This is a genomic window from Streptomyces sp. NPDC088746 (genome assembly GCF_044751065.1).
Classification (GTDB): Bacteria; Actinomycetota; Actinomycetes; order Streptomycetales; family Streptomycetaceae; genus Streptomyces.
Map to the genome: position 1 here is coordinate 28,740 of NZ_JBIVLA010000001.1, position 26,143 is coordinate 54,882.

The 26,143-nt window shown below is 72.1% G+C and carries 26 protein-coding genes; 9 read left to right on the forward strand and 17 right to left on the reverse strand.

Features of this window, described 5'->3' with window-relative positions; translation table 11 throughout:
* Positions 1-87: 87 nt before the first annotated feature.
* Positions 88-1,731 carry a cation acetate symporter gene (locus tag ACIP63_RS00160; protein ID WP_401509968.1) on the reverse strand — a complete coding sequence of 548 codons (1,644 nt, stop codon included), beginning with the start codon at positions 1,729-1,731 and terminating at the stop codon, positions 88-90.
* On the reverse strand, positions 1,728-2,093 hold the full coding sequence (locus ACIP63_RS00165) for a DUF485 domain-containing protein (RefSeq protein ID WP_401509970.1): 366 nt from the start codon (positions 2,091-2,093) through the stop codon (positions 1,728-1,730). Before ACIP63_RS00165 ends, ACIP63_RS00160 begins: the two co-directional genes overlap by 4 nt.
* Before the next feature lie 310 nt (positions 2,094-2,403).
* Between ACIP63_RS00165 and ACIP63_RS00170 the strand changes: the two genes are divergently transcribed.
* Positions 2,404-3,936: a S8 family peptidase gene (locus ACIP63_RS00170; RefSeq protein WP_401509972.1), complete on the forward strand. Its 1,533-nt coding sequence runs from the start codon at positions 2,404-2,406 to the stop codon at positions 3,934-3,936.
* 51 nt (positions 3,937-3,987) lie between these two features.
* On the opposite strand, the gene ACIP63_RS00175 is transcribed toward ACIP63_RS00170, so the two are convergent.
* The 3 genes from ACIP63_RS00175 to ACIP63_RS00185 are packed head-to-tail and all read right to left on the reverse strand — an operon-like array spanning position 3,988 to position 6,626.
* Positions 3,988-5,031, reverse strand: a complete 1,044-nt coding sequence (locus ACIP63_RS00175; protein WP_401509974.1) for a zinc-dependent alcohol dehydrogenase family protein — start codon at positions 5,029-5,031, stop codon at positions 3,988-3,990.
* 21 nt (positions 5,032-5,052) lie between these two features.
* A complete protein-coding gene (locus ACIP63_RS00180) occupies positions 5,053-5,733 on the reverse strand; it encodes a lysoplasmalogenase (protein WP_401509976.1) in 681 nt (226 codons plus the stop codon).
* On the reverse strand, positions 5,730-6,626 hold the full coding sequence (locus ACIP63_RS00185; protein ID WP_401509977.1) for a sterol desaturase family protein: 897 nt from the start codon (positions 6,624-6,626) through the stop codon (positions 5,730-5,732). The genes ACIP63_RS00180 and ACIP63_RS00185 overlap by 4 nt, the downstream gene beginning before the upstream one ends.
* Before the next feature lie 150 nt (positions 6,627-6,776).
* On the opposite strand from ACIP63_RS00185, the gene ACIP63_RS00190 reads away from it, so the two are divergent.
* On the forward strand, positions 6,777-9,869 hold the full coding sequence (locus ACIP63_RS00190) for an NACHT domain-containing protein (protein WP_401509979.1): 3,093 nt from the start codon (positions 6,777-6,779) through the stop codon (positions 9,867-9,869).
* A 9-nt stretch (positions 9,870-9,878) separates the two neighbouring features.
* On the opposite strand, the gene ACIP63_RS00195 is transcribed toward ACIP63_RS00190, so the two are convergent.
* Positions 9,879-10,598: a VIT family protein gene (locus tag ACIP63_RS00195; RefSeq protein WP_401509981.1), complete on the reverse strand. Its 720-nt coding sequence runs from the start codon at positions 10,596-10,598 to the stop codon at positions 9,879-9,881.
* A 142-nt stretch (positions 10,599-10,740) separates the two neighbouring features.
* Between ACIP63_RS00195 and ACIP63_RS00200 the strand changes: the two genes are divergently transcribed.
* From ACIP63_RS00200 to ACIP63_RS00220, 5 genes are all read left to right on the forward strand, one after another.
* Positions 10,741-11,748, forward strand: coding sequence for a DEDDh family exonuclease (locus ACIP63_RS00200; RefSeq protein WP_401509983.1), 1,008 nt, complete (start codon positions 10,741-10,743; stop codon positions 11,746-11,748).
* 63 nt (positions 11,749-11,811) lie between these two features.
* Complete coding sequence (locus ACIP63_RS00205) at positions 11,812-12,045, forward strand: hypothetical protein (protein WP_073747930.1); 234 nt, start codon at positions 11,812-11,814, stop codon at positions 12,043-12,045.
* A 68-nt stretch (positions 12,046-12,113) separates the two neighbouring features.
* Positions 12,114-12,914: an SURF1 family protein gene (locus ACIP63_RS00210; RefSeq protein ID WP_401509985.1), complete on the forward strand. Its 801-nt coding sequence runs from the start codon at positions 12,114-12,116 to the stop codon at positions 12,912-12,914.
* A 74-nt stretch (positions 12,915-12,988) separates the two neighbouring features.
* The gene (locus ACIP63_RS00215; RefSeq protein WP_401509987.1) at positions 12,989-14,782 is read left to right on the forward strand and encodes a glycoside hydrolase family 15 protein; all 1,794 of its coding nucleotides are present in this window, start codon (positions 12,989-12,991) and stop codon (positions 14,780-14,782) included.
* Positions 14,783-14,786: 4 nt separating this feature from the next.
* Entirely contained in the window at positions 14,787-15,542 is a 756-nt protein-coding gene (locus tag ACIP63_RS00220) for an SDR family oxidoreductase (protein ID WP_401509989.1), read from the forward strand.
* 34 nt (positions 15,543-15,576) lie between these two features.
* Here ACIP63_RS00220 and amaP read toward each other — a convergent pair whose 3' ends face one another.
* From amaP to ACIP63_RS00245, 5 genes are read right to left on the reverse strand one after another with little or no spacing between them, the layout of a single operon-like run.
* Positions 15,577-16,155 (reverse strand): alkaline shock response membrane anchor protein AmaP, encoded by a 579-nt coding sequence (gene amaP, locus ACIP63_RS00225; RefSeq protein ID WP_401509991.1) that lies wholly within the window; start codon positions 16,153-16,155, stop codon positions 15,577-15,579.
* Between the two features lie 4 nt (positions 16,156-16,159).
* On the reverse strand, positions 16,160-16,846 hold the full coding sequence (locus ACIP63_RS00230; RefSeq protein ID WP_401509993.1) for a DUF6286 domain-containing protein: 687 nt from the start codon (positions 16,844-16,846) through the stop codon (positions 16,160-16,162).
* Positions 16,843-17,196 (reverse strand): hypothetical protein, encoded by a 354-nt coding sequence (locus ACIP63_RS00235; protein ID WP_401509995.1) that lies wholly within the window; start codon positions 17,194-17,196, stop codon positions 16,843-16,845. Before ACIP63_RS00235 ends, ACIP63_RS00230 begins: the two co-directional genes overlap by 4 nt.
* On the reverse strand, positions 17,193-17,384 hold the full coding sequence (locus ACIP63_RS00240; RefSeq protein ID WP_030920082.1) for a hypothetical protein: 192 nt from the start codon (positions 17,382-17,384) through the stop codon (positions 17,193-17,195). The genes ACIP63_RS00235 and ACIP63_RS00240 overlap by 4 nt, the downstream gene beginning before the upstream one ends.
* A 32-nt stretch (positions 17,385-17,416) precedes the next feature.
* On the reverse strand, positions 17,417-17,911 hold the full coding sequence (locus ACIP63_RS00245; protein WP_401509997.1) for an Asp23/Gls24 family envelope stress response protein: 495 nt from the start codon (positions 17,909-17,911) through the stop codon (positions 17,417-17,419).
* Positions 17,912-18,004: 93 nt separating this feature from the next.
* Between ACIP63_RS00245 and ACIP63_RS00250 the strand changes: the two genes are divergently transcribed.
* Entirely contained in the window at positions 18,005-18,700 is a 696-nt protein-coding gene (locus tag ACIP63_RS00250; protein WP_401509999.1) for a hypothetical protein, read from the forward strand.
* A 42-nt stretch (positions 18,701-18,742) separates the two neighbouring features.
* Here the strand turns inward: ACIP63_RS00250 and ACIP63_RS00255 are convergent, their stop codons facing one another.
* The 3 genes from ACIP63_RS00255 to ACIP63_RS00265 form a co-directional block, all read right to left on the reverse strand.
* The gene (locus ACIP63_RS00255; protein WP_401510000.1) at positions 18,743-19,534 is read right to left on the reverse strand and encodes an enoyl-CoA hydratase/isomerase family protein; all 792 of its coding nucleotides are present in this window, start codon (positions 19,532-19,534) and stop codon (positions 18,743-18,745) included.
* A gap of 150 nt (positions 19,535-19,684) precedes the next feature.
* On the reverse strand, positions 19,685-19,906 hold the full coding sequence (locus ACIP63_RS00260) for a helix-turn-helix domain-containing protein (protein WP_018518904.1): 222 nt from the start codon (positions 19,904-19,906) through the stop codon (positions 19,685-19,687).
* A gap of 357 nt (positions 19,907-20,263) precedes the next feature.
* On the reverse strand, positions 20,264-21,862 hold the full coding sequence (locus ACIP63_RS00265) for an ABC-F family ATP-binding cassette domain-containing protein (RefSeq protein WP_376375538.1): 1,599 nt from the start codon (positions 21,860-21,862) through the stop codon (positions 20,264-20,266).
* Positions 21,863-22,182: 320 nt separating this feature from the next.
* Here ACIP63_RS00265 and ACIP63_RS00270 point away from each other — a divergent pair, with 320 nt between their 5' ends.
* Positions 22,183-22,593, forward strand: a complete 411-nt coding sequence (locus ACIP63_RS00270) for a VOC family protein (protein WP_401510002.1) — start codon at positions 22,183-22,185, stop codon at positions 22,591-22,593.
* Between the two features lie 33 nt (positions 22,594-22,626).
* Here the strand turns inward: ACIP63_RS00270 and ACIP63_RS00275 are convergent, their stop codons facing one another.
* From ACIP63_RS00275 to ACIP63_RS00285, 3 genes are all read right to left on the reverse strand, one after another.
* The gene (locus ACIP63_RS00275) at positions 22,627-23,925 is read right to left on the reverse strand and encodes a hypothetical protein (protein ID WP_401512209.1); all 1,299 of its coding nucleotides are present in this window, start codon (positions 23,923-23,925) and stop codon (positions 22,627-22,629) included.
* Between the two features lie 185 nt (positions 23,926-24,110).
* Entirely contained in the window at positions 24,111-25,250 is a 1,140-nt protein-coding gene (locus tag ACIP63_RS00280; RefSeq protein ID WP_401510003.1) for an alpha/beta hydrolase, read from the reverse strand.
* A gap of 67 nt (positions 25,251-25,317) precedes the next feature.
* Entirely contained in the window at positions 25,318-25,977 is a 660-nt protein-coding gene (locus tag ACIP63_RS00285) for a class II aldolase/adducin family protein (protein WP_401510005.1), read from the reverse strand.
* Positions 25,978-26,143 lie beyond the last annotated feature (166 nt).

A 26,143-nucleotide genomic window follows, 5' to 3' on the forward strand; every position in this document is an offset into this window, starting at 1 on the left:
GATCGGTTGACACGAGGTGCGACGGGGCCCCGTCGTAGGTCTCTACGACAGGGCCCCGTGGAGGCGTGGCCGGCACGGCGGGACCGGTCAGTGCGCACCGGTGCCGGTGAGGGACTTGACCTCGAGTTCGGCGTACTTGCCCTTGTCCGGCTCCTCCTTGGAGAGGACCGAGCCGACCCAGCCGAGGAGGAAGCCGAGCGGGATGGAGATGAGGCCGGGGTTCTCCAGGGGGAACCAGGCGAAGTCCACGTCCGGGAACATCGAGCTGGCCTTGCCCGAGACGACCGGGGAGAAGAGCACCAGGAGGACGGACGAGGCGAGGCCGCCGTAGATGGACCAGAGGGCGCCCTGGGTGGTGAAGCGCTTCCAGAAGAGGCTGTAGAGGATGGTCGGCAGGTTGGCCGACGCGGCGACGGCGAAGGCCAGGGCCACGAGTCCGGCGACGTTCAGGTCGCGTGCCATCGCGCCGAGGCCGATGGAGACGATGCCGATCGCGACGGTGGCCCACCGGGCCGCGCGCATCTCCTCCTTCTCGGTGGCCTTCCCCCTGCGGATGACGTTGGCGTAGATGTCGTGGGCGAAGGAGGACGAGGAGGCGAGGGTGAGCCCCGCGACGACGGCGAGGATCGTCGCGAAGGCGACGGCGGAGATGACCGCGAGCATGACCGCGCCGCCGGTGGTGCCGAGGCCGCCGAGGTACTCGGCGAGCTGGGGCGCCGCCGCGTTGCCCGCCGGGTTCTTCGCCTTGATCTCCTCGGGTCCGATGAGTGCCGCGGCGCCGAAGCCGAGGGCGATCGTCATGAGGTAGAAGGCGCCGATGATGCCGATGGCCCAGTTCACGGACTTACGGGCGGCCTTGGCGGTCGGGACGGTGTAGAAGCGGATCAGGATGTGCGGGAGTCCGGCGGTGCCGAGGACGAGCGCGATGCCGAGCGAGATGAAGTCCAGCTTGGACACGTCGGTGACGCCGTACTTCAGGCCGGGCTCCAGGAACGCCGAGCCCTGGCCGCTCTTCTCCGCGGCGGTGCCGAGCAGGTCGGAGACGTTGAAGTCGAACTTCCACAGCACCATCAGGGTCATCAGCAGGGCGCCCGCGATGAGTAGCACCGCCTTGACCATCTGCACCCAGGTGGTGCCCTTCATGCCGCCGATGGTGACGTAGAGGATCATGAGCACGCCGACCAGCGCCACGATGAGGATCTTGCCCGCGTCGCTGGTGATGCCGAGCAGCAGGGCGACGAGGACGCCGGCCCCCGCCATCTGGGCCAGCAGGTAGAAGATCGACACGACGATGGTGGACACGCCCGCGGCGGTCCGCACCGGCCGCTGCCGCATCCGGTAGGCGAGGACGTCGCCCATGGTGTAGCGGCCCGAGTTGCGCAGCGGTTCGGCGACGAGCAGCAGGGCGACGAGCCAGGCGACGAGGAAGCCGATGGAGTAGAGGAAGCCGTCGTATCCGAAGAGGGCGATGGCGCCGGCGATGCCGAGGAAGGACGCCGCCGACATGTAGTCGCCGGAGACGGCGAGGCCGTTCTGGAAGGCGGTGAACTGCCGCCCGCCCGCGTAGAAGTCCGACGCGCTCTTGGTCTGCCGGCCGGCCCAGACGGTGATGCCCAGGGTCGCCGCGACGAAGACCGCGAAGAGGGTGATGATCAGCGGCCGGTGCTCGCTCGTCGACGACGCCTCGGCGGCGAGCTGGATCACGGCGTGCGGGGTGTGCGCGGCGCTCATGCGTCGGCCTCCAGACGGGACTTGATGGCCGCCGCCTGCGGGTCGAGCTTGTTCGTGGCGTGGCGCGAGTAGAACCAGGCGATGAGGAACGTGGTGGCGAACTGGGCGAGGCCGAACACGAAGGCGACGTTGAAGTTCGCGAAGACGATCTTGCTCATGAAGTCGTCGGCGTAGCTGGAGAGCAGCACGTACAGCAGATACCAGGCGATGAAGCCGACGGTCAGCGGAAACGCGAAGGAGCGGTGGGAGCGGCGCAGTTCGGTGAACTCCGGGCTGTTCTGCTCCTTGAGGAACGCCTCGGTCGTGGGCTGGACGGGACTGCCGCCCTCAGGGGTCTGGGGCGGCGGTGCTTCGGTGGCCACGGATTCTCCTCGCGACGCGGGTGCGGTGGTGGGAACGGTGGATTTCACGGGGAGTCCTCTGCGCTTTCGGGTGGCGGGGGGCTGATCACACGACTCCCTGTGCAACGGCACGGAGAGCGCGGCGAAGCGGTTCACCGCAGGTTCGGTCTTCTCGGGCCGGCTCCCCTCGACGCGACTCCCGGAGGTCACACCTCGAACTCACTTGCCCGTATTCATTGATGTGCCGGGATGATCAGCGATAACTTCACTCGTCATGTACCGGACGGACACACCGGTGTCCGGCCCACGGCACGGATGATGTGGAGAACCCATGGCTCATCTGGCATCCAGACGGACTCGCGTACTCACGCTGCCCGTCGGACTCGCGCTCACGGCCTCGCTCGGCTTCCTCCCGGCGGGGACCGCGGCCGCGGCACCCGCGGACGAGCCGGCGGCGGTGGTTCCCGCGGACGGCCCCAAGCTGTCCTACGTCGTGAACACGCAGGCAGGCCACGGCACCGTCAAGCAGGTGCGGAAGGCGATATCCGCGGCCGGCGGAACCGTCGTGACGTCGTACGACAAGATAGGCGTCATCGTCGTCCACTCGCAGAACCCGGACTTCGGCGCGACGATCCGCAAGGCCAGGGGCGTCCGGTCGGCGGGTGCCACGCGCACCGCCCCGATCGTTCCGCAGGCGACGAAGGACATCGGCGTCGAACAGCGCCTCACCGCCGCGCAGGCGCAGGCGGCGTCGGAGGACGCGGTGGCGGGCCAGGACCCGCTGGAGCCGCTGCAGTGGGACCTGCCGGCCATCAAGGCGGACCAGGCGCACAAGAAGTCGCTCGGCAGCAGCAAGGTCACGGTCGGCGTCATCGACACCGGTGTCGACGACACGCACCCGGACCTGGCCCCCAACTTCGACCGCGAGGCCTCGGTGAACTGTGTGTCCGGCGCCCCGGACACCACGGACGGCGCCTGGCGGCCCGCGGCCGGTGAGAGCGACCACGGCACGCACGTCGCGGGCACCATAGCCGCGGCGAAGAACGGCACCGGGGTCACCGGCGTCGCGCCCGGCGTGAAGGTCTCCGGCATCAAGGTGTCCACACCGGCCGGCTTCTTCTACACGGAGGCCGTCGTCTGCGGCTTCGTCTGGGCCGCCGAGCACGGCGTCGACGTGACGAACAGCAGCTATTACACCGACCCGTGGCTCTTCAACTGCAAGAACGACCCCGACCAGGGCGCCCTGGTGGAGGCGGTCACCCGCGCCACCCGCTACGCGGAGGGCAAGGGCGTCGTGAACGTCGCCGCGGCCGGCAACTCCGACCACGACCTGGCCCTCGACGCCATCGAGGACACGACGAGCCCCAACGACACGACGACGGTCACCCGCACGGTCGACCCGAGCGCCTGCCCCGACATCCCGACCATGCTGCCGGGTGTCGTGACGGTCTCCGCGACCGGCGCGAAGAACCTCAAGTCCTCCTACTCGAACTACGGTCTCGGGGTCATCGACGTGGCCGCCCCCGGCGGTGACTCGACGCGCTACCAGGCGCCCGAGGCGCCGGCGAACAACGGTCTGATCCTGTCCACGCTGCCCGGCGGCGGATTCGGCTACAAGGCCGGTACGTCGATGGCGTCCCCGCACGTCGCGGGTGTCGCGGCCCTGATCAAGTCGACCCACCCGCGGGCCTCGGCGGGCGTGGTGAAGGCGCTGCTGACGCACCAGGCCGACGCCACCGCGTGCGGAGCCCCGTACGACATCGACGGTGACGGCACCGTCGACGCGGTCTGCGAGGGCGGCAAGCAGTACAACGGCTTCTACGGAGCCGGTGTCGTGGACGCGCTGGACGCGGTCCGCGGGTAAGGCATGAGGGAGGGGCCGGGGACAGCTGTCCCCGGCCCCTCCCGCGTGCTGCTACGGCGTGATGAGGACCTTGAGCGCCGTGCGCTCGTCCATCGCCTTGTAGCCGCCCGGCACCCCGTCAAGACCGACCGACAGGTCGAAGACCGGCGACGGGTCGATCGTGCCGTCCAGCACGTCGGGGAGCAGCTCCGGGATGTACGTCCGCACGGGGGCGACGCCGCCCCGCAGCGCGATGTTGCGGTCGAACATGTCGCCGAGGTCGACCCCGGTGCCGCTGCCGTGCGGGACCCCGACGTAGCCGATGGAGCCGCCGTCGCGGACGATGCCGATGGCCGTACGCATCGACTGCTCGGTGCCCACCGCCTCGATCACCCCGTGGGTGCCCTCTCCCCGCGTCAGTTCCCGTACGGCCGCGAGCGCCGCCTCGCCGCGCTCGGCGACGACGTCCGTGGCGCCGAAGGCGCGGGCGATGTCCGTACGGGCCTGGTGGCGGCCCAGCGCGATGATCCGTTCGGCGCCGAGCCGCTTGGCCGCCATGACCCCGCACAGGCCGACCGCGCCGTCGCCGACGACCGCGACGGTGCTGCCCGGCTTCACGCCCGCGCCGAGCGCGGCGTGGTGGCCCGTGCCCAGGACGTCGGAGAGTGCCAGGAGCGCGGTGAGCAGCCGGTCGTCGGACGCGGCCGCGGCCGGGAGCCTGACCAGGGTGCCGTCGGCGAACGGGACACGGACGGCCTCACCCTGCCCGCCGTCGGAGCCCACCGACCCCCAGAAGCCGCCCTGGGGGCAGGAGGTGGTGAGGCCTTCGGCGCAGTACGTGCAGGTGCCGTCGGACCAGACGAAGGGGGCGACGACGAGGTCGCCGACGGCGAAGCCCCTGACCTCCGAGCCCGCCTCCTCGACGACGCCGAGGAATTCGTGGCCGATCCTCTGACCGGGCTGACGGACCGATTCCCCGCGGTAGGCCCACAGGTCACTGCCGCAGATGCAGGCCCTCAGAACCCGCAGGACCACGTCGGTGGGCTGCTGGACCGTGGCGTCGGGCACCTCCTCCACACGGATGTCGTGGGGGGCATGGATCACGGTGGCGCGCATGCGTGGGGGTCCTCGCTCGTCTCAGATTCTGATACTCCCCTCACGGTACGCCCCGGGGGCGGCGCCGGTGGAATCCGCCGTTCCGTCGAGCGCTCCCCTGGTGAGCAGGTACTGCGCGGCCAGATAGGTCAGCATGATCCAGAAATCGTGGGCGGGGAGCTGCGGCCGGTCGGCGATGCCGGTGGCGATGAGCGCGTCGGAGAGCAGGAAGAGAGCGCCGCCGAGCGCGGCGTACCGTCCGAGCGCGCCGGCCCGCCAGGCCATGGCCGCGAGCAGCAGGCTGTATCCGGTCAGCGGGAGCCGGAGCTCGCCCGGCAGCCCGGGCCAGAGGTAGGCGAGGAAGGCCACGAGGACGGCGGCGTACGCGAGTCCCGCGGCCGGCCGGATCCGGGCGCGGCCGAAGAGCAGGAGGTAGCAGACGTGGCCCGCGGCGAAGCACGCCATCCCGGCGAGGAAGGCGGCCTCCGAGTCGGGCATCAGCAGCACGTCCCCGGCCCAGCCGCACAGCAGGGCGGCGACGAGCAGCCGGGGGCCGCCGCGCGCCGCCGCGCAGGCGGCGAGCAGGGGCATCAGCAGCGGCTTGGCGACGAGATGGGCGCTCTGCACCCCGGCCAGGAGTCCGGCCAGGTCGACGGCCGCCACGGCGAGGAAGGCGACGAGCAGCGGGCGGACGAGCCGGGGCGCACCCGCGCGGGGCGTCATCCGGTGCGCTCGGTGGCGGGGCGCGGCTTCACGGAGACGGTCGTGGCGGCGTCCGCGGGGCGCGCCGGCTGCCAGCCCGGTCCGCGGAAGATCCGCCCGGCCCGCTCGCCCCAGGTGGTGGCCGCCCGTACGTCGCGGGCGATGGCGGCGTACTCGTGGGTGGCGACGCGGAGCGGGTTGTGGGTGGCGATGTTCTTGGTGAGTCCGAAGACGGGCCGCTCGGTCTCGGCGGTGAAGGAGCCGAAGAGCCGGTCCCAGACGATCAGGATCCCGCCGAAGTTCCGGTCGAGGTATCCGCCCTGGGAGGCGTGGTGGACCCGGTGGTGCGAGGGGGTGTTGAGGACGAACTCGAAGGGCCGCGGCAGCTTGTCGATCCGTTCGGTGTGCACCCAGAACTGGTAGACGAGGTTCGCCGAGGAGCAGAAGGCGAGCGCGGCCGGGTGGACCCCGCAGGCGATGAGCGGGACGTAGAACGGCCAGACGGTCAGCGAGGTCCAGGGCTGGCGCAGCGCCGTCGTGAGGTTGAACTTCCGGCTGGAGTGGTGGACCACGTGGCAGGCCCAGAGGATCCGGATGACGTGGTGGCCACGGTGGGACCAGTAGTAGAAGAAGTCCTGGGCGAGCAGCATCAGAAGGACCGTCCACCACAGGACGGGGACGCGCAGCGGGGTCAGCTCGTAGACGGCCGCGTAGATCGCGACGATGGGTATCTTCCACAGCAGGTCGAAGACCAGGCTGCCGAGTCCCATGGTGACGCTGGTGGCGGCGTCCTTGGCGTCGTAACCGGCGGCCTCCTCGTCCGGGTGGAGCCGGTGGAGCACCATTTCGAGGACGGTGAGCAGGACGAAGGCCGGGATCGACCACAGCACGACATCGGGCAGGTTCGGCTCCATGCGAGCACCGTAGAGCCCCACGAGGTGCCGGGCATAGACGTTGTTACCGACAAGTATGTGAGACCCGGCGTCATCAGGATTTGGCGGGTTCCGCCAACTCCCCGGTCGTAGGATTTCCGGCACGCGCGCCGTCGAGGGGGAGGAACGCACGTGAGCGGTACGGAGGTTGCGCTGATCCGCCTGGCCACCACGGTCATCGGGACGGTCGCCAGATCACTGCTGACCCCCAGGCCCGGCGCCGGGCTGGTCCCGGACCCGGTCCGGCCGCTCCCCCGCCCCGCGAAGCCGGACCGGCTGGTGGAGGTGCTCGGCGGCCGGCTCACCGAGCGGTACGCGGACCTGCCCGAGCACGAGCGCCTCGCCGCGCTCGACTCCGTGCACGCCGCTTTCGCCACGGCCGGCGACCTGGACGCGGAGCGGCTGTTCGCACTCGGCCTGGACGCCGGCCGACTGCGGGCGGAGTTGTCGGCGCCCGCGGCCGGGCTCGCGCCGCGCGCGGCAGAGCTGTACGAGGAGGTGCTCGGCCGGTGCTGCGAGCACCTCGTCGAGCAGCTGACCGCACACCCGTCGTTCGCCGCGCGTGCGGCGGTGGAACAGACCCGGGCGGGTGCGCGGACGCGGGAGCTGGTGGAGGACGTACGGAGCCGGGTCGGCCCCCGGCCGGACGCCGCCGCTCTCGCCTTCGAGCAGCGGTACGCCGATTTCGTGGCCACGACGAACAGCCGGATGGGGCTGTTCGGGCTGACGCTCGGCCGCTCGGCGAGCGAATGGCCGCTGGAGACGGCGTACATCAGCCTGAGCGTGAGCGGAGAGACCGGGCAGAGGGTGCTGGACCACGCCGCGCCGGCCACGCTCTCCATGGAGCAGGCGCTGTCCGGGACGGACCGGCTGCTGCTGCGCGGCCCTGCCGGGTCCGGCAAGAGCACGCTGGTGCAGTGGCTGGCGCTGAACGCGGCCCGCCGCACGTTCGGCAGCGGCCTGGACGACTGGAACCGCTGCGTGCCGTTCGTCCTGCGGCTGCGCGCCTTCACCCAGCACGGGGCGCTGCCCACTCCCGAGGACTTTCTGCGCGCGGCCGGCGTACCGCTGCACGGCGCGGAGCCGGCCGGCTGGGTCGACGGGTTGCTGACGGAAGGGCGGGGCCTGGTCCTGGTCGACGGTGTCGACGAGGTTCCGGCGCGCCTGCGCCACCGTACGGAGATGTGGCTCAAGCACCTGATCGCCGCCTACCCGAGGTCCCGCTACGTGGTGACGACCCGCCCGTCGGCCGTGCCGGAGAGCTGGCTGGCCGGCTTCGGATTCGAGGCGCACTCCCTGCTGGCCATGGAACGGAAGGACCTCCTCGCGTTCATCGGCCACTGGCACGCGGCCGCACGCTCCGAATGCCTGGCCCCGGAGGAGCGCGAGCGGCTCGACGTGTACGAGGCCTCGCTGCGGCGTGCGGTCACGACCCGTCTCGACCTCGGACGGCTCGCGACGAACCCCCTGATGTGCGCCCTGCTCTGCGCGCTGAACCGCGACCGGCGGATGCAGCTGCCCCGGGCCCGTAAGGAGCTGTACGACGCCGCGCTGGACATGCTGCTCGTACGGCGCGACACGGAGCGCGAGATCATCGGCGTCGAGGGCGTCGACCTGACCCGGGAGGAGCAGACGGCGCTGTTGCAGCGGCTGGCGTACTGGCTGATCCGTAACGGCCAGGCGGAGGCGGACCGCGACGAGGCCCTGTCCATGGTGGCCGAGTGGCTGACGGCGATGCCCCAGGTCCGGGGCACGGCCGAGGAGGTGTTCGCGCACCTGCTGATCCGGAGCGGCCTGCTGCGCGAACCCGCCCCGCGGGCGGTGGGCTTCGTGCACCGGACGTTCCAGGACTACCTCGGGGCGAAGGCCGCCGTGGAGGCCCGCGACTTCGGTGTGCTGGTCAAGCACGCGCACGACGACCAGTGGCACGACGTGGTCCAGATGGCCGTGGGCCATGCCCGCCCCGGTGAACGGGCCCGGCTCCTGCGCCAGTTGCTGAAGCGCGCGGACCAGACGCGCAAGCACCGGCACCGGCTCGTGCTGCTGGCGGCGGCGAGCCTGGAGCACGCGCCGGAGCTGGACCCGGCCGTGCGGGCCGAGGTGCAGCAGCAGACGGCGGCCCTGCTGCCGCCGCGCAGCCGGGCGGAGGCGGAGGAGCTGGCGGGGGTCGGCGAACTGGTCCTGGAACTGCTGCCGGGACCGGACGAGGTACCGGGTGCGTACGCGGCGGGCTATGTCGTCCTGACGGCGGCACTCGTCGGCGGTGACGCGGCGTACGAGGTGATCAAGCGCTACCGGGACGACGAGCGCGAGTGGGTCGCCGCCCAACTGACCGACGCCTGGGGTTCCTTCGACACCGACGCCTACGCCCGGGAGGTGCTCGCGGGGCGGACGTGGGACGAGGTCGGCGTGTCCGTGACCGACGACCGGCAACTGGCCGCCCTGCGCCACATCCCGGTGGCCCGGCGTATCCGGCTCCAAGGCGACCACGGGGATCTCTCCTCCCTGATCCCCAGGCAGGAGATGCGGAGGCTCTTCGTCTACGACAACGAGGCACTGACCGGCATCGAGCCCCTCGCCTCGATGCCGTCGCTCACCGAAGTGGGTCTGAGCATGTGTCCCCGGATCAGCGATCTCAGCCCCTTGGCGGACCTTTCGCTGACCTGGCTGTCGCTGGTCCGGCTGAATCCCGGGGTGCCGAAGGAACACCTGGAGCCGCTCACGGAGATCACCGAGCTCAACCTGAACCACCGCTTTCCGGTCGAGAGCCTCGGCGAGCTCGCCCTGAGCAGGCGCCTCAGGTCGCTGTTCCTGGGCAGCGAGGTCGGGGGGCTGACGCTGGAGGGCGCCGAGCGGTTCACTGAGCTGGACGAGCTCGGCCTGCACGACCTGCGGCATCTTCGGCACGTGGGCCGGGAGCCGTTCTTCCAGCGCCTCACCCGGCTTGACCTCGGCCGGCTGGCGCTCCCGGACCTGTCCCTGCTCACGGGCCTCACCGCGCTGCGCACCCTGGTCCTCAACCACTGCTGGCTCACCGAGGGCCTGGCGCCCCTGCGGGAGCTCCCGGCTCTGGCCCATCTGTACCTGTACACCACGGCCGACGACGGGCCGATCGATCTGGCGCCCCTGGCGGGCACCGAGGGGCTCACGCTCCACATCGGCTCCGACACCGTCACCGCGGGCACCGAGCTCTTCCCACCCGAGCACGTCCTGCGGGAGGTGTAGAAGCCGCACTCAGACCCCCGCCGCCCCCAGCAGCGCCCCCGCCGCGTACGTCACCCCCATGGCCACCGCTCCCCCGGCCATGTTCCGCAGCACCGCCCGCCGTACGGGTGCCTCGCCCAGGCGGGCGCTCCACCAGCCGGTGAGGGCCAGCGCCGCGAGCACCGACACCACGGTGACCGGCAGCCGCACGGAGGTGGGAGGCAGCACGATCGCCAGGAGTGGCAGCAGCGCGCCCACGGTGAACGCCAGGAAGCTCGCCCCCGCCGCGTGCCACGGGTTGGTCAGCTCGTCCGGGTCGATGCCCAGCTCGACCTCGGCGTGGGCGCGCAGCGCGTCGCGCTGCGTGAGCTGGACGGCGGCCTCCCTGGCGAGGGTGTTGCTCAGCCCCTTCTCCTCCAGCAGTCCGGTCAGCTCGGCGAGCTCGGCCTCCGGCGTCTCCTCCAGCTCCCGCTTCTCGACGGCGAGCGCGGCCCTCTCCGAATCGCGCTGGGTGGACACCGAGACGTATTCGCCCGCCGCCATCGACATGGACCCCGCGAGCAGCCCGGCCAGGCCGGCCGTCAGCAGGGTGGAGCGGGCCCCGGTGGCCCCGGCCACGCCGACGACGAGGCCGGCGGTGGAGACCACCCCGTCGTTGGCCCCGAGCACCGCGGCCCGCAGCCAGTTGAGCCGGGTGCCGAGCCCGCCTCCGTGGGGTTCGTCATGTGTCCGCGCATCCGAGTCCGTCACCCCGGGAGCGTCTCACCGCGCCCTCCCCGGGCGCATCCCCGACCCGCGTTTCCGGCGTCCCGGTCAACTGCTCGGCGCCGTCCCCACGTTCACGGCGCGGACCGCCCGGATAGGCCGCTGTCGGTCCCGGCCCGTATTCTCTGTGACCATGCTCGACGACCGTCAGACCGCAGCGCCGTGGCCGGCCGCGTATCCCCAGGGGTACGCGGTCGTCGACGTGGAGACCACCGGACTCGCCCGCGACGACCGGATAGTGTCCGCTGCCGTGTACCGACTGGACGCGAGAGGCGAGGTCGAGGACCACTGGTACACCCTGGTGAATCCCGAGCGGGACCCCGGCCCCGTCTGGATCCACGGACTGACCAGCGATGTCCTGGAAGGCGCCCCGCTCTTCCCCGAGGTCGCCGCCCAGTTGTCCGAGCGGCTCGCCGGCCGGGTGCTCGTCGCCCACAACGCCGCGTTCGACTGGTCGATGATCGCCCGGGAGTACGCACGCGCGGCGGTCACCGCGCCCGTCGAGCAGCGGCTGTGCACCATCGCGCTCGCCAAGGAGCTCCGCCTCCCCCTGCCCAACCATAAGCTGGAGTCGCTGGCCGCGCACTTCGGCGTGGTGCAGGAGCGCGCGCACCACGCCCTGGACGACGCGCGGGTGCTGGCCGAGGCCTTCCGGCCGAGCCTGCTCGCCGCGGCGAGGGGCGGGGTGCGGCTGCCGCTGCTGGAGTGCCGCCCGCTGACGGAGTGGTACGACTCCCCGGTCACCCCGCGCGCCGGCTACCGGCCCTCGGGGGGCCAGGGCAGCTGGCGCCCCTCGCGCAAGCGGCCCGCGTGCCCGTATCCGAATCCCGGGCGCTACGAGTCGGACAAACCCCTCATGCAGGGCATGCGGGTGGCGTTCTCCGGGGACACCTCGGTCGACCGGGAGCTGCTGGAGGACCGCGCGGTGGAGGCGGGTCTGCACGTGGCGACCAGCGTGTCGCGGCTGACGAGCCTGCTCGTCACCAACGACCCGGACTCGGCGACGTCGAAGACGGTGAAGGCGAAGTCGTTCGGTACCCCGATCCTGGAGGAGAGCGCCTTCACCCATCTGCTGAGGGACGTGGCACCGGCCAGGACGGTCGTCGTGCCGAAGCCGTCACCGTCATCGGAGTGAACCGGGGGCGACTCGCCCCGCGCCGGCTCGCCCGCCGCCGTCCGGCGTCCCACCCTGTGGCGCATGGCACGTTGTGAGGTTTGCGGAAACGACTACGGGATGTCCTTCGAGGTGCACGCGCAGGGCGCGGTGCATGTCTTCGACTGCTTCTCCTGCGCCATTCACCGCATGGCGCCCATCTGTGAGCACTGCCGGGTCCAGGTCATCGGCCAGGGCGTCGAGGTCGACGGCCACTGGTACTGCGGAGGCCACTGCGCCCGCGCCGAGGGAAGGGCGGGCATCGTGGACAAAGTATGACGGGCCGCCCCGTCCGCACGGGGGACCCTCCGTGCCGCACCCCATGACCCCGGTTGTACGGTCATGGGGTGTACCGCTTCCTGTTGACCCGGCAGTGGGTGATTCTCACCCTCCTCGTCCTCGCCATGATTCCCACGATGGTGGAGCTGGGCTTCTGGCAGCTGCACCGGCATGAACACCGGGTCGAGCAGAACGCGCTGATCACACGGAACCTCGATGCGGACCCGGTCTCCGTCACCCGTCTCACCTCTCCCGGGCACACGGTCCCCCGCTCCGACTACTGGCGTGCCGTGAAGGCCACCGGGACGTTCGACACCGAGCACGAGGTGGTCGTACGCCGCCGCACCTCGCAGGACGAGCGCATCGGCGTACTGGTCCTGACCCCGCTGGATCTCAAGGGCGGCGGCACCGTCCTGGTCAACCGCGGCTGGGTCCCGGCCGCGGACGACCAGCAGGCCTTCCCGGAGGTTCCCGCACCGCCGCGCGGCGAGGTCACCGTCGCGGGACGGCTCAAGGCGGACGAGACGACGAGCGCCAGTGGGATCAAGGACCTCGAAGGGCTGCCCGACCGCCAGGTGATGCTGATCAACAGCTCCCAGCAGTCGCATCTGCTCGGCCGTCCCGTCCTCGGCGGGTACGTCGAGCTGACCGCCCCCGAACCGGCCGACGGCAGCCCCGAGACGATCGCCGCCCCCGACGACAGCTCCATCGGCCCTCATATGGCGTACGCCGTCCAGTGGTGGCTCTTCGCCGCCGGGGTCCCGGTCGGCTGGGTCATCCTCGTACGCCGTGAGAAGCGCGACCGCGAGGAGGCCGCCCGGAACAAGGACGGCGACACCGCGGCGCAGCCGGAGCCGGCGACCGCGTAGGGCCTGGACCGCATCCGTCTGTTCGCACCGGTTTCGCTGCTTAGCGGGGCTCAGGTTCGGGAAGACGCCAGGGCGTGACCCCACGCATCGAGGACTACGCCATCATCGGCGATCTCCAGACCGCCGCCCTGGTGGGCAGGAACGGTTCTGTCGACTGGCTCTGTCTGCCCCGCTTCGACTCGGGTGCCTGCTTCGCGGCCCTTCTCGGCGACGAGGACAACGGACACTGGCGCATCGCCCCCCAGGGCACGGACAGCGCGGAGACCTGCACCCGGCGCGCCTACGTGGGCGACTCCCTGGTCCTGGAGACCTTCTGGGAGACCAGGACCGGGACCGTCAAGGTCATCGACTTCATGCCGCAGCGCGACAAGGCGCCCGACGTCATGAGGATCGTCGAGGGCGTCAGCGGCAGTGTCGACATGAGCTCCGTCCTGCGGCTGCGGTTCGACTTCGGCTCCGTGGTCCCGTGGATGCGCCGCTCGCACGGCCACCGGGTGGCCGTCGCGGGCCCCGACTCCGTCTGGCTGCGCAGCGAGCCGCCGGTGAAGACATGGGGCCAGCAGTTCAGCACCTGCTCGTCCTTCACGGTCGCCGAGGGCGAGAGCGTGGCGTTCGTCCTCACCTGGCACCCCTCGCACTCCCCCCGGCCCAAGCTGATCGACCCTCACAAGGCGCTGAAGCACACCCTCACCGACTGGGCGAAGTGGGCGGCACGCTGCACCTACCACGGCAAGCACCGGGACGCGGTGCTCCGCTCCCTGATCACCCTGAAGGCGCTCACCTACGCCCCCACCGGCGGGATCGTGGCGGCCCTCACGACCTCGCTCCCCGAGGAGATCGGCGGCGTACGCAACTGGGACTACCGCTACTGCTGGCTGCGGGACTCCACGCTCACCCTGGCCGCCATGATCTCGGTCGGATACATGGAGGAGGCGGCCGCCTGGCGGGACTGGCTGCTGCGGGCCGTGGCCGGTGACCCCGCGGACCTCCAGATCATGTACGGGCTGGCCGGCGAGCGCAGACTTCCCGAGACGGAGCTGCCGTGGCTGCGGGGCTACGAGAACTCGCTGCCGGTCCGCATCGGCAACGCCGCCGTGCGGCAGCAGCAGCTCGACGTGTACGGCGAGGTCATCGACTCGCTCAGGCTGGCCCGCGACGCCGGGCTCCACGACAAGCCGCACGCCTGGAACCTTCAGCTCAGTCTGCTCGGCTTCCTGGAATCCACCTGGCGTGAGCCGGACGAGGGGCTGTGGGAGATCCGCGGGCAGCGCCGGCACTTCGTGCACTCCAAGGTGATGGCCTGGGTCGCGGCCGACCGGGCGGTGCGCACCCTGGAGGAGAATCCGGATCTGCCGGGCGACGCCGACCGGTGGCGCGCGATGCGGGACGCCGTGCACGCGGAGGTCTGCGAGAAGGGCTACGACCCCGTGCGCAACACCTTCACCCAGTACTACGGCTCCCATGAGCTGGACGCCTCGACTCTGCTGATCGTGCGCACCGGCTTCCTGCCGCCGGACGACCCCCGGGTGACCGGGACGGTCGACGCGGTGACCCGTGAGCTCGCCCACGACGGCCTGATCCGCCGCTACAGCACCGAGGGCGTGTCGGTGGACGGGCTGCCCGGCGACGAGGGGGCGTTCCTCGCCTGCTCGTTCTGGCTGGTCGACGCCCTGACCCGGACGGGCCGCAGGGACGAGGCCGAGGCCCTCTTCGAACGGCTCCTGGAGCTGCGCAACGACGTGGGACTGCTGGCCGAGGAGTACGACCCGGTGGCCCGGCGCCAGCTCGGCAACTACCCGCAGGCGTTCAGCCACATCGGCCTGGTGAACAGCGCGGTCGACCTCGCCGGTGACGACTTGGCAGGATAGGGCCATGGATCTTGGACTGAAGGACCGCGTGTACATCGTCACCGGGGCGACCCGCGGACTGGGCAACGCCACCGCGCGCGCCCTCGCCGCCGACGGCGCGAAGGTGATCATCTCCGGCCGTGACGAGAAGACCGCCGCCGAGGCCGCCGCGGAGCTGGGCCCCGACGCCGTCGGGCTCGCCGCGGACAACGCCGACCCGCTGGCGGCCCGGCGGCTGGTGGACGCCGCGAAGGAACGCTTCGGCCGGCTGGACGGCATCCTCATCAGCGTCGGCGGCCCGGCGCCGGGCTTCGTCGCCGACAACACGGACGATCAGTGGCAGTCGGCCTTCGAGTCGGTCTTCCTCGGCGCCGTGCGTCTGGCCCGTACGGCGGCCGAGGCGCTCGGCGAGGGTGGCGTCATCGGCTTCGTCCTGTCCGGATCCGTGCACGAGCCGATCGCCGGCCTGACCATCTCCAACGGGCTGCGCCCCGGCCTCGCCGGCTTCGCCAAGTCCCTCGCCGACGAGCTGGGCCCGCGCGGCATCCGGGTCGTCGGGGTCCTGCCGGCCCGGATCGACACGGACCGGGTGCGCGAGCTGGACGCCTTGTCCGGCGACGCGGACGCGTCCCGTACGGCGAACGAGGCGCGCATCCCGCTGCGCCGCTACGGCATCCCGGAGGAGTTCGGGAAGACCTCGGCCTTCCTGCTCTCCCCGGCCGCCTCCTATCTGACCGGCATCATGGTGCCGGTCGACGGCGGCGCCCGGCACGGTTTCTGACGGCCCCCCGGCGGTGCGCCGCCGGGGCGGCCCGTCAGGTCACCCGTTCCGCGCGGTGCTTGACCGCCCTCAGCCGGACCTCGGCGGGCAGCTCGTCCAGCCCGGCCGAGGTCCGTGCGTGGGTCAGCGCCCCTTCGGAGAGCCCGCGCAGCACCAGTGCCGGGGCCGCGTGCGGCTCCATCAGCAGCCGGACGCGGGCGTGCGGGGCGGTGCGCCGGCCGGTCAGCGTGGCCTTGGCCTCGGACACCCCGTCCAGCGCCCCGGCCTCGTCGCCGATCACACCCTCCAGGGCCTTGCCGCGCAGCAGCGCTCCCTCGCCGTCGCCGCTGTCGACCAGCACCTCGGCGAGGCGCCCGCGGCGCAGCTGGGCGAGGAGCCACCACAGCGCGAGGACGACCAGGACGGCGAGGACCGCGATGACGGTGGGCCACCACCAGCCCTCGTCACGCCACCTGGTCCGGTCGGCCTTGCTGAGCAGCACGTCGTCCGTGCCGCCGAAGGGCCACCAGGAGGGTGCGGACAGGCCGAGTCCCGTGGCGAGGACGGCGCCGCCGACGACGACGAGGATCAGCCCTGCCAGGCCGAGCAGGACCCGGTTGACGGTTTTGATCACGGGGTCACCCCTTCTTCGCCGGCCGGCGCACGTGCACCGAGAGGCCGGGCGGCCGCGCCAGGCCCAGTTCGCCGATGGCGTTGGACAGGACGGCGTCCAGGTCGGCTCTGACGTCGTCGAGTTCACGGAAGTGCGAGAGGGCGCGCACGGTCGCCTTACGACGGCTCATCTTCACCCGGACGGACTGCACACCGGCCACCTCCACGGCCCGGTCGCGCAGCACGAAAGCCGCGGCCTTCCGGTCGAGCCCGGCCCGTACACCTGTGTGCCGGCGGCTCATGGGGAGCAGGGAACGCAGTCCTGGGGTGAGGGCCAGGAGGAGCAGCCAGAGGCCCAGTGCGGCGGCCAGCGCCGATCCCGCGAGGACCCATACGTCGTCGAGGTGACGGCTCGCCAGGTCGTCGGCGACGGAGCGCCGCCACCGCATCGCCGGGTGGTCGGCCCGCACCGCCGCGACGTCGTAGAGCAGAAGCCCGGCGCCGCCGAGCACGATCAGGGCGACCAGGGCGGCGGGGATCCTGCGCCCCGACCAGAAACGGCCCGCCCTGCCGGCGGTCCGCTCAGGCGCGGCGGCGGGTTCGTAGCTGGAGCCCGACGCGGACTGGTCCATCTCCAGCACCCCGCCGGGTGGTGACGACTCGACGGTGGGCAGGCGCCGCGTGCTGTTCTCCGGGTCCTGGGGCTCGGTCATCGGATGCTCCCCTCCGGTGCGGTGCCCGCTCCTGACCGATGCAGCCGTTCGACCTGCACCGCCACCTCGGGCACCTCCATCCCCGCAAGGGCTTTTACCCGCTCGGCCACCCGACGACGCACCGCGCCGCACTGCCGGCCGATGTCGCAGGGATAGGCCAGGTCGAGGCTGACCCGTACCCGGGCGGTGTCACGGTGCACGGTGACGGTGGCGCGCGGTGCGTCGGCGTCCGCGGGCCGTTCCTCGACGGCCTCCTTGGCCGCCTGCGCGGCGATCTTCGCGACGACCCGGTCGGCGATCCGGGTCTGCCCTCGCGCGGCGGCGTCGACCCGGCCTGTCACCCCCGTCACCGTCGCCGGTCGCCGCGCTCGCGACTCCGGAAGAAGTCGCCGGGTTCGAGGTCGCCGTCCAGGAAGCGGCCGGCGATGAAGCCGACCGCGCCCAGCGCGGCCACCAGCAGAAAGGCCCCGAATCCACCGAAGTATCCGGCGAAACCGAGCGCCATGCCGGCCACCAGGCCGACCACAGCCATGCTCATCGTGTGCTCCTCAACTGCCGCGCGGGGAAGGCTTACTGGACGCGTGACTCGGACTCGTCCTCGTCGTCGTCCTCATCGGGCAGCTTGACGTCGCTGACGGCGATGTTGACCTCGACGACTTCCAGGCCGGTCATCCGCTCGACCGCCGCGATGACGTTCTCCCGCACATCGCGCGCCACCTCGGCGATCGCCACGCCGTATTCGACGACGATCTCCAGATCGAGGGCGGCCTGCGATTCGCCGACCTCCGCCTTCACGCCGCGGGACACGGACTTGTTGCCGCCGGGAACCCGGTCGCGTACAGCGCCGAAGGTCCGGGAGATGCCGCTGCCCATCGCGTGGACCCCGCCGACGTCCCGTGCCGCCATTCCGGCGATCTTCTCGACCACGCCGTCGGCGATGGTGGTACGGCCGCGTGTCGCGGGGGCGCCCCCGCCGCGCTTGCTGAACTGGCCCTGCCTGCCGTCGTCCCCGCCGGTCACACTGCCGGGGCTGTCGGGCCGGTTCCGCTGTGAGCTCTCGGTCATCGCCGCTCTTCCCTTCGGGGCGGGTTGAACTTCCGTGGCCCACAGTAAGTGCGCTTGCCCGGTCCCGCGCCGTGGATACGGCAGGGTGGAGCAATGACAACGGCTGACAGCCCGCACCGGGCCGATGGATGGACGTCCGCGGTACGCCAACGGCTCGGTCTCGGCAGACTGCTCCCTTTGGGCGGCCCCGCAGACGGATCCTGGATCGCGGAACGAGCGGCGGCAGAGGTACTGAGGGACGCCGCGGCAGGATCGGGGGCCGCGCTGGGGAAGCTCAGGATCGCCCCGGCCGACGAGGACCAGGCCCCGGATCCGGTGGTGCCGCGGCCTCCCAGCGGGCTGCGGCCCGGACCGCTGCGGATCGAGGCCGGCTTCTCGGCGACGGCGCGGCGGCCGCTGCCCGCCACCGCTGACGCCTTGCGTGCCGCCCTGCTGGCGGCGGCGGCCCAGCGGCTCGGCCTGGTGGTCGACGAGGTGGACCTCAGGGTGACGGAGCTGCTGGAGGAGGAGCCCCGCCCCGACACGGAGCCGTCCGCCGTCGTTCACGCGGCGGAACCCGAAGGATCCGCGGGGATGGCGGCGGCAGGGGTCCCGGGAGTCGTCTCGCTGACGCGGGTGCTGGGCAGCGCGGTGCAGCACTCGGAAGGCCATGTCCAGGTGGAGCTCGCGACGGCGGGGGACCACCGGGCGCTCGATGTGGCGCGGGCGGTGCGCGGCGCGGTGGCCGAGGCCGTGGAGGGCAGGCCGACGGTCGCCGTGCTGGTCACAGCCGTCGTGAACCGGGACTGACACGGCCCCCGCCGGGCGGCGGGGGCCGGGAGTGCGGCTGCTTCAGTCGGAGAGACCCGCGAGGTCGCGCAGGCGGCGGCCCTGAGCGGCCCGCTCGGCGGTGCGCTGCTCCTCGTACGTACGCGAGAGGGCGCCGCTCAGCAGCGCCTTGGTCTCGACGACGGCGTCGCGTGGGGCGGCGAGCAGGGCCCCGGCCAGGTCGCGCGCCGCCGCGTCGAGCTGGTCGGCGGGGACGACGAGGTTGGCGAGACCGGTGCGCTCGGCCTCCTCGGCGTGCACGAAGCGGCCGGTGGCGCAGATCTCGAGCGCGCGTGCGTACCCCACGAGGTTCACCAGGGGGTGGGTGCCCGTGAGGTCGGGAACGAGACCGAGGCTGGTCTCGCGCATGGCGAACTGCACGTCCTCGGCGACGATCCGCAGATCGCAGGCGAGGGCGAGCTGGAAGCCGGCACCGATCGCGTGCCCCTGGACGGCCGCGACCGACACGATGTCGTTGCGGCGCCACCAGGTGAACGCCTCCTGGTACTCGGCGATGGTCGCGTCGAGCTCGGACTCCGGGCCGCGCGCCATGTCGAGGAAGGACGGCTCGCCGTCGAAGCCCTCGGGTGCGAATGCCTGCCGGTCGAGGCCCGCGGAGAAGGACTTGCCCTCGCCGCGGAGCACGACGACCCGCACGCTGCCGGGGAGTGCCCGTCCGGCCTCTGCCAACGCCCGCCACAGAGCGGGAGACTGAGCGTTGCGCTTGGCCGGGTTGGTGAGCGTCACCGTGGCAACCGCGTCATCGACGGTGAGCCGTACGCCGTCCTTGTCGAGCACAGAGTCGAGCGAGGTCATGGAGCGCCTCCGGATCGGGTGCAGTCAGCACTTACTGGCAAGTAACTGAACAGTAACCACCCGGACGACCTCGCGGTCGGCCGGGTGGCCACCCGGTGTTCCGGTGAGCCCCGGAGCGGATGTGCGCCCGCTCCGGACCCGCTGCCGCCGTCAGGCCGTAGCGGCCTTCTTGCCGCGAGTCGCTCCGCCGCGTCCCCGCAGCGTGACTCCGGACTCGCTGAGCATCCGGTGGACGAATCCGTAGGAGCGGCCCGTTTCCTCGGCCAGCGCCCGGATGCTCGCACCGGAGTCGTATTTCTTCTTCAGGTCTGCCGCGAGCTTGTCGCGCGCGGCGCCGGTCACCCGGCTGCCCTTCTTCAGAGTCTCGGCCACCCGTGCCTCCTCAAGGAAGTGCGCTCTGGACTCTCATGATCACCCCTCCCGCGCTTCCTGGCCACCCATTCGGCAAGGTCCGTACGACCGGATTCCGCGTCCGGAAGCGGCGGAACACAAGCGGAATTCGACATTCCAAGGGTCTCGGGGCCCCTGAGGGACGGCACGCGGGAAAAACAGCCAGGTCAGGGCCGTACGGGGTGAAGTGGCCGGAAATGAGTGCGCCCGGCAGCTAACTGCCGGGCGCCGCGCCGGGGTACGAGACCCACTCACCCAGATGATGGATCACCGATGGGCCGAATGATCCAGACGCGTTGGATCACCGGGCCCCGCACCGGATCCAGGGGCTCGGGCGGGTCAGGCGAGGGCCACCAGGTCCCGGTAGTCCGCACCCCAGAGGTCCTCGACCCCGTCGGGCAGCAGGATGATCCGCTCCGGCTGGAGCGCCTCGACGGCGCCCTCGTCGTGGGTGACGAGGACGACGGCGCCCTTGTAGGTGCGCAGCGCCCCGAGGATCTCCTCGCGGCTGGCCGGGTCGAGGTTGTTCGTCGGTTCGTCGAGCAGCAGCACGTTGGCGGAGGAGACGACGAGCGTCGCCAGGGCGAGCCGGGTCTTCTCACCGCCGGAGAGCACTCCGGCGGGCTTGTCGACGTCGTCACCGGAGAAGAGGAAGGAACCGAGCGTCTTGCGGACCGCGACCAGGTCGAGGTCGGGCGCCGCCGAACGCATGTTCTCCAGGACGGAGCGCTCCGGGTCGAGGGTCTCGTGCTCCTGGGCGTAGTAGCCGAGCTTGAGGCCGTGACCCTCGATGACCTGGCCGGTGTCGGGCTTCTCGGCGCCGCCGAGGAGGCGCAGCAGCGTGGTCTTGCCCGCGCCGTTGAGGCCGAGGATCACGACTCGGGAGCCCTTGTCGATGGCCAGGTCCACGTCGGTGAAGATCTCCAGCGACCCGTAGGACTTGGAGAGGCCCTCGGCCATCAGCGGGGTCTTGCCGCACGGGGAGGGGTCGGGGAAGCGCAGCTTGGCGACCTTGTCGGAGACCCGCACGGCCTCCAGGCCCGAGAGCAGCCGGTCGGCGCGCTTGGCCATGTTCTGGGCGGCGACGGTCTTGGTGGCCTTCGCGCGCATCTTGTCGGCCTGCGCGTTGAGGGTCGCGGCCTTCTTCTCGGCGTTCTGGCGCTCACGCTTGCGGCGCTTCTCGTCGGCCTCGCGCTGCTGCTGGTAGAGCTTCCAGCCCATGTTGTAGATGTCGATCTGCGCGCGGTTGGCGTCGAGGTAGAACACCTTGTTGACCACGGTCTCGACGAGCTCGACGTCGTGGGAGATCACGATGAAGCCGCCGCGGTAGGTCTTGAGGTAGTCACGCAGCCAGACGATCGAGTCCGCGTCGAGGTGGTTGGTGGGCTCGTCGAGCAGCAGGGTGTCGGCGTCCGAGAAGAGGATGCGGGCGAGCTCGACACGGCGGCGCTGACCACCGGAGAGGGTGTGCAGGGGCTGGCCGAGCACCCGGTCGGGCAGGCTCAGCGCGGCGGCGATGGTGGCGGCCTCGGCCTCGGCGGCGTACCCGCCCTTGGTGAGGAACTCCGTCTCCAGGCGCTCGTACCGCTTCATGGCCTTCTCGCGGGTGGCGCCCTTGCCGTTCGCCATCCGCTCCTCGTTCTCCCGCATCTTGCGCAGGATCTCGTCGAGCCCGCGGGCCGAGAGGATGCGGTCGCGGGCCAGGACGTCGAGGTCGCCGGTGCGCGGGTCCTGCGGGAGGTAGCCGACCTCACCGCTGTTGGTGATGGTGCCGCCGGCCGGGGTCCCCTCCCCCGCGAGGCACTTGGTGAGGGTGGTCTTGCCTGCGCCGTTGCGGCCGACCAGGCCGATGCGGTCACCCTTGGCGATACGGAAGGAGGCGGACTCGATGAGGATGCGGGCGCCGGCGCGCAGCTCGATGCCGGAAGCGGTGATCACGGAAAAACTCCAGGGCGGTATGGACGGCGGAGGGACAGCGGGCTCACGACTCGACGCCGTCTAATGCACAAGGAGAATTGCCATGGGACTCAGTCTACTGGCGGTGTCCACCTGCTTTACCGCATGCTCCCGGCCCGTCACTGCGGCACGCACAAGGCCGTTACCCCGGGCGGACAGGGCCGCGCGGCGCCGCCGGTGGTTCACCACGGGATTCCGCACCGGTGACCCGGGCCGCCGCGACACCTTCGGCTGACGTTGCCGGTGGCCGGTGCGAGACTGAGACGGAGATCACATCGGGACGGCTGGAGAGGGTGAGCGTAATGGCAGGCACGGACGGTGTTCCCACGGTCTTTCCGACACTTCTGTACGACGACGCGAAGGCCGCGATCGGAGTGCTGACCCAGGCCCTGGGGTTCACCGCGGAAGGGGTGTACGAGGGCGAGGACGGCAGCGTGCTCCATGCCGAGCTGTCCTGCGGCAACGGCCGGGTGATGCTCGGTTCCAAGGGGGGCGGGGGCGTCTTCGCCAAGGCGATGGCCGGTGCCGGGCCCGCCGGGGTGTACGTGGTGGTGGACGACGTGGACGCCCACCACGCGCGGGCCGTGGAGCACGGCGTGGAGATCCTGATGCCGCCCACCGACCAGGACTACGGCTCACGCGACTACATGGCGCGGGACGCGGAGGGCAACGTGTGGAGCTTCGGGACGTACTCCCCGGGGACCTCGGGCTGACTCCCCGGGGCGCAGCCCCGTCGGCGCGCGCGGTCAGGCCCCGCCGGTGTGCACCTGGAAGGCGGCGCGGCGTACGGCCTTGGCGAGGGCCGGGTCCGGGTGGGCGGCGGCCAGGGCGACCAGCACCTGGACGGTCCTCGGGTGCCCCACGGTCCGCACCTCGTCGAGGAGCGCGGGGACCGTGCCCTGGACCGCGGAGTCGAGATGGCGGACCAGCAGCCCGGTCTCGCCGTGGTCGGCCACGGCCGCGGCCGTGTCGACCCAGAGCCAGGTGGCCTCCTCACGGCTGAGGACGTCCTGGGCGTCGTCCGGGTCCGTGCCCTCGTACTCGGCGAGCCAGAGCAGTGCGTACGGGCGCAGCGGCGCCTCCGTGACGACGGAGCGGACGACGGGCTCCGCGGGGGCGCCGACGACGCGCAGCGCCTCGAAGGCGAGGCCGCGCAGCAGGGCGTCCTCGCCGCGGGCGACGGCCAGCAGCTCGGCGACCGCGCTGCCCACGGGCCGGGCGGCGAGCCAGGCCCGGTATTCGGCACGGGCCGGTCCGGGCGTGAGCCGGGCACAGCCGAGCAGCATGTCGGCCGCGGACTGCTCGATGTTGCCGGCCGGGCTCTGGGCCGCGACGCAGATCTGTTCGAGCTTGACCCAGACCGCCCAGTTGCCCAGCGGAGTGAGAGTCGCGTGGCCGGCGCCGAGCGTGAGGGCGCCGACGGAGGCGAGCCCCTCCAGGGCCCAGTCGAGCAGCAGGGCGTTGAGCTCGGCGGACCGCCCGCCCGTGGCCACGGGCTGTTCCTGGGGTCCGTACGGCACCTCGCACCGCTCCTCGTGGAGCTCCGCGACGCGCTGGCCCAGCAGGTCGAGGAGCGCGGGCACGGTCACGGCGCCCGCCGAGAGCTGGAGCAGGGAGAGCACCTGGGGCACGGCCTCGACGGCTTCCGCCACCGCGGTGGCCTCGATGCCGTCGGGTGAGGCGTGGACCAGCGACCAGGCGTCGAAGAGCGCCACCCAGCCCCGGAGCACGGCGGAGTCGTCACGGTCCCAGGCACGCAGTCGCCAGCCGGGGCGGGCGGTGTCGCCGTGCAGCTCGATGAGTCCGGCCAGCCTGGCCCGGTCCCAGCCGGCCCGGACCTGGGCCGGGGACAGCTCCAGCGCGGCGGCGGCCCGCTCCAGGGCCTGGGCGGCGAGCGGGGCGGAGCCCGTGCTCGTGCCGTCCGCGGCCCAGTGGGCGATCCGTACGGCGTCGGCCAGTACGGCCCTGGCCTGGCGTGCCAGTTCCGCCGGGGGCGGTGTGCCCTCGGGTGGGCGGGGGGCCGGCCTGGTGCGCCGGGTCGTCACGGCCTTGCGGGCGGTCGCCTGGGGTCGCGGGCGGACAAGTCGCAGCCTGGAGTCGCGCGGGGTACGGGACGTCACGAGGAGCAGTCTTGCCTCTGACGGCCCGAAAGCCCAAACGGAAGCCGTGTCAACAGGATTCGGAGGGCTTCCGGGCAGGGGTGCCAACCGGGCGGTTCCGGCGCATCAGCTCACATCAGGGGCGTGAGGAAGCGCCGGAGCGCCTCTTCGTAACCGGCCGGGTCGGCATTCCACATCGCCGCATGCGGAGCCTGCGGTACGGAGTGCAGGGACACCAGGTCCGGGCGGCGTTCGGCGAGTTCCCGGGACTGCTGCCAGGGCGCCAGGGTGTCGTCGGGGCCGTGGACGATCATCGTGGGAGCGTGCAGGGCCGTCGGCACCGAGGTGTCCAGGAGCGGGGCTCCGTGCAGCCCGGTCTGCCCCTGGGCGGCCCGGACGGCGAGGGGCAGCAGCGCGGAGGGGACGCCCCGGGCCGAGGCGAGGGCGCGCAGGGTGGTCTTCCAGTCCAGGACCGGGGAGTCGAGGACGAGGCCGCTGACGCGATCGCGGAGGGCGGAGTTGACGGCCGCGTGCAGGGCCATCGAGGCGCCGGAGGACCAGCCGTACAGGATGACGTTCTCGGCCCCGTAGCGCACCGCGTAGCGGATGGCCGCGTCGAGGTCGCGCCATTCGGACTCGCCGAGGTGGGCGAGCCCGTCCGGGGAGCGCGGGGCGCCCACGTCGCCGCGGTAGGCCAGGTCGAGCACGGGAAGCTGCTGGGCGTTGAGGAACCCCATCACGTTCATGGGGTGGTCCCTGGTGGTGCCGAGGCCGTGCACCGTGATCACCCAGGTGTCACGGGCGGCGGGCACGAACCAGGCGGGCAGGGGGCCGAGTTCGCCGGGGACCTCGACCTCCTTGTACGCGAGGCCGAGGGCGGCGAGCGGGTCGCCGCGGTGGAGCTCCGGCGTGAGGCGGACCCGGGCGCCGGGCTTCAGGCTGCCGAGGGTCACGCGCTCCAGCCGGCGGACCACGGTGTCGGGAGAGATGACGGAATGACCAGGCACCTGTTCGATCACCGGGCCGACCACCGCGTGGACACCGCGGCCGGCCAGTCCGTACGTACCGGGGCGCAGCGCGGGAAAGGAGCGGGTCAGAGTGATCTGGCCGGCCGCGGTGGCGTGCACGGTGAGACGGCGGTCGGCCGGGAAGGGGCGTGGCGAAGGCGCCCCGAGGGCGGCGTCGCTGGCGTAGCGGCCGGCGGCGACCGCTGCCGCGCCGACGCCGAGGATCGAGGTTGCGGCCACTGCCGCCGCTGTTGCCGGGCGCACGGCTCCAGTGTCGTGGGCGGGGGCGCCGTTGGCCAGTGGGCAGGGGCCGTACGGTGCGGCGCCGGGCTCAGCCGCGCTGGCCGTAGCCCTTCAGGGCGTCCTGGACGTCGTGCAGCTGGGCCGGGGTGAGGAGGCTCGGGCTGTGGCCGGGTACGGAGCTCGCGGTGAGCCAGAGCCTGCACATCCATTCGAGCTGGGCGGTGCGGTCGTAGGCCTCGTCGAGGGTGCGCCCGTAGGTGACGGTGCCGTGGTTCCGCAGCAGGCAGCCGGTGCGGTCGCGCAGGGCGGCCAGCATGTTGCCGGCGAGCTCCGGCGTCCCGTAGCGCGCGTAGGCGGCGGTGCGGACGGGGCCGCCGAGGAGGGCGGCGGCGTAGTGGATGAGCGGCACCTCGGGGACGAGGGTGGAGACGGCCGTGGCGTGCACGGCGTGGGTGTGGACGACCGCCGCGGCGTCGCTGCCGCGGTAGACGGCCAGGTGGAGCGGGAGTTCGCTGGTCGGGACCAGGTCGCCGATGACCTGGCGTCCTTCGAGGTCGACGCCGACGGTGTCCCCGGGTCCGAGCCGGTCGTAGGGCACCCCGCTGGGGGTGACCAGGACGATGTCGCCGACCCGGGCCGACACGTTGCCCGAGGTCCCGACGACCAGGCCCTCCGCCGCCGTCCTCCGGGCCGTCGCGACGACACCGTTCCACGCCTGCTCGACAGCACGCTCATCCATGTCACCCATACGGGGATCCTAAGAGTCACGTGACCCATGTCTCCCCGAAGGGATGAATCGGTCGCGGTCAAGATCCCCCGCGTCGGGCGGCACGGGGCCCCGCACCGGCGGCGACGGTCCGGCCCACCCCTCGCGCACACAAGCGGAACCGGTGCACACGGTTGGGGTCACCGTG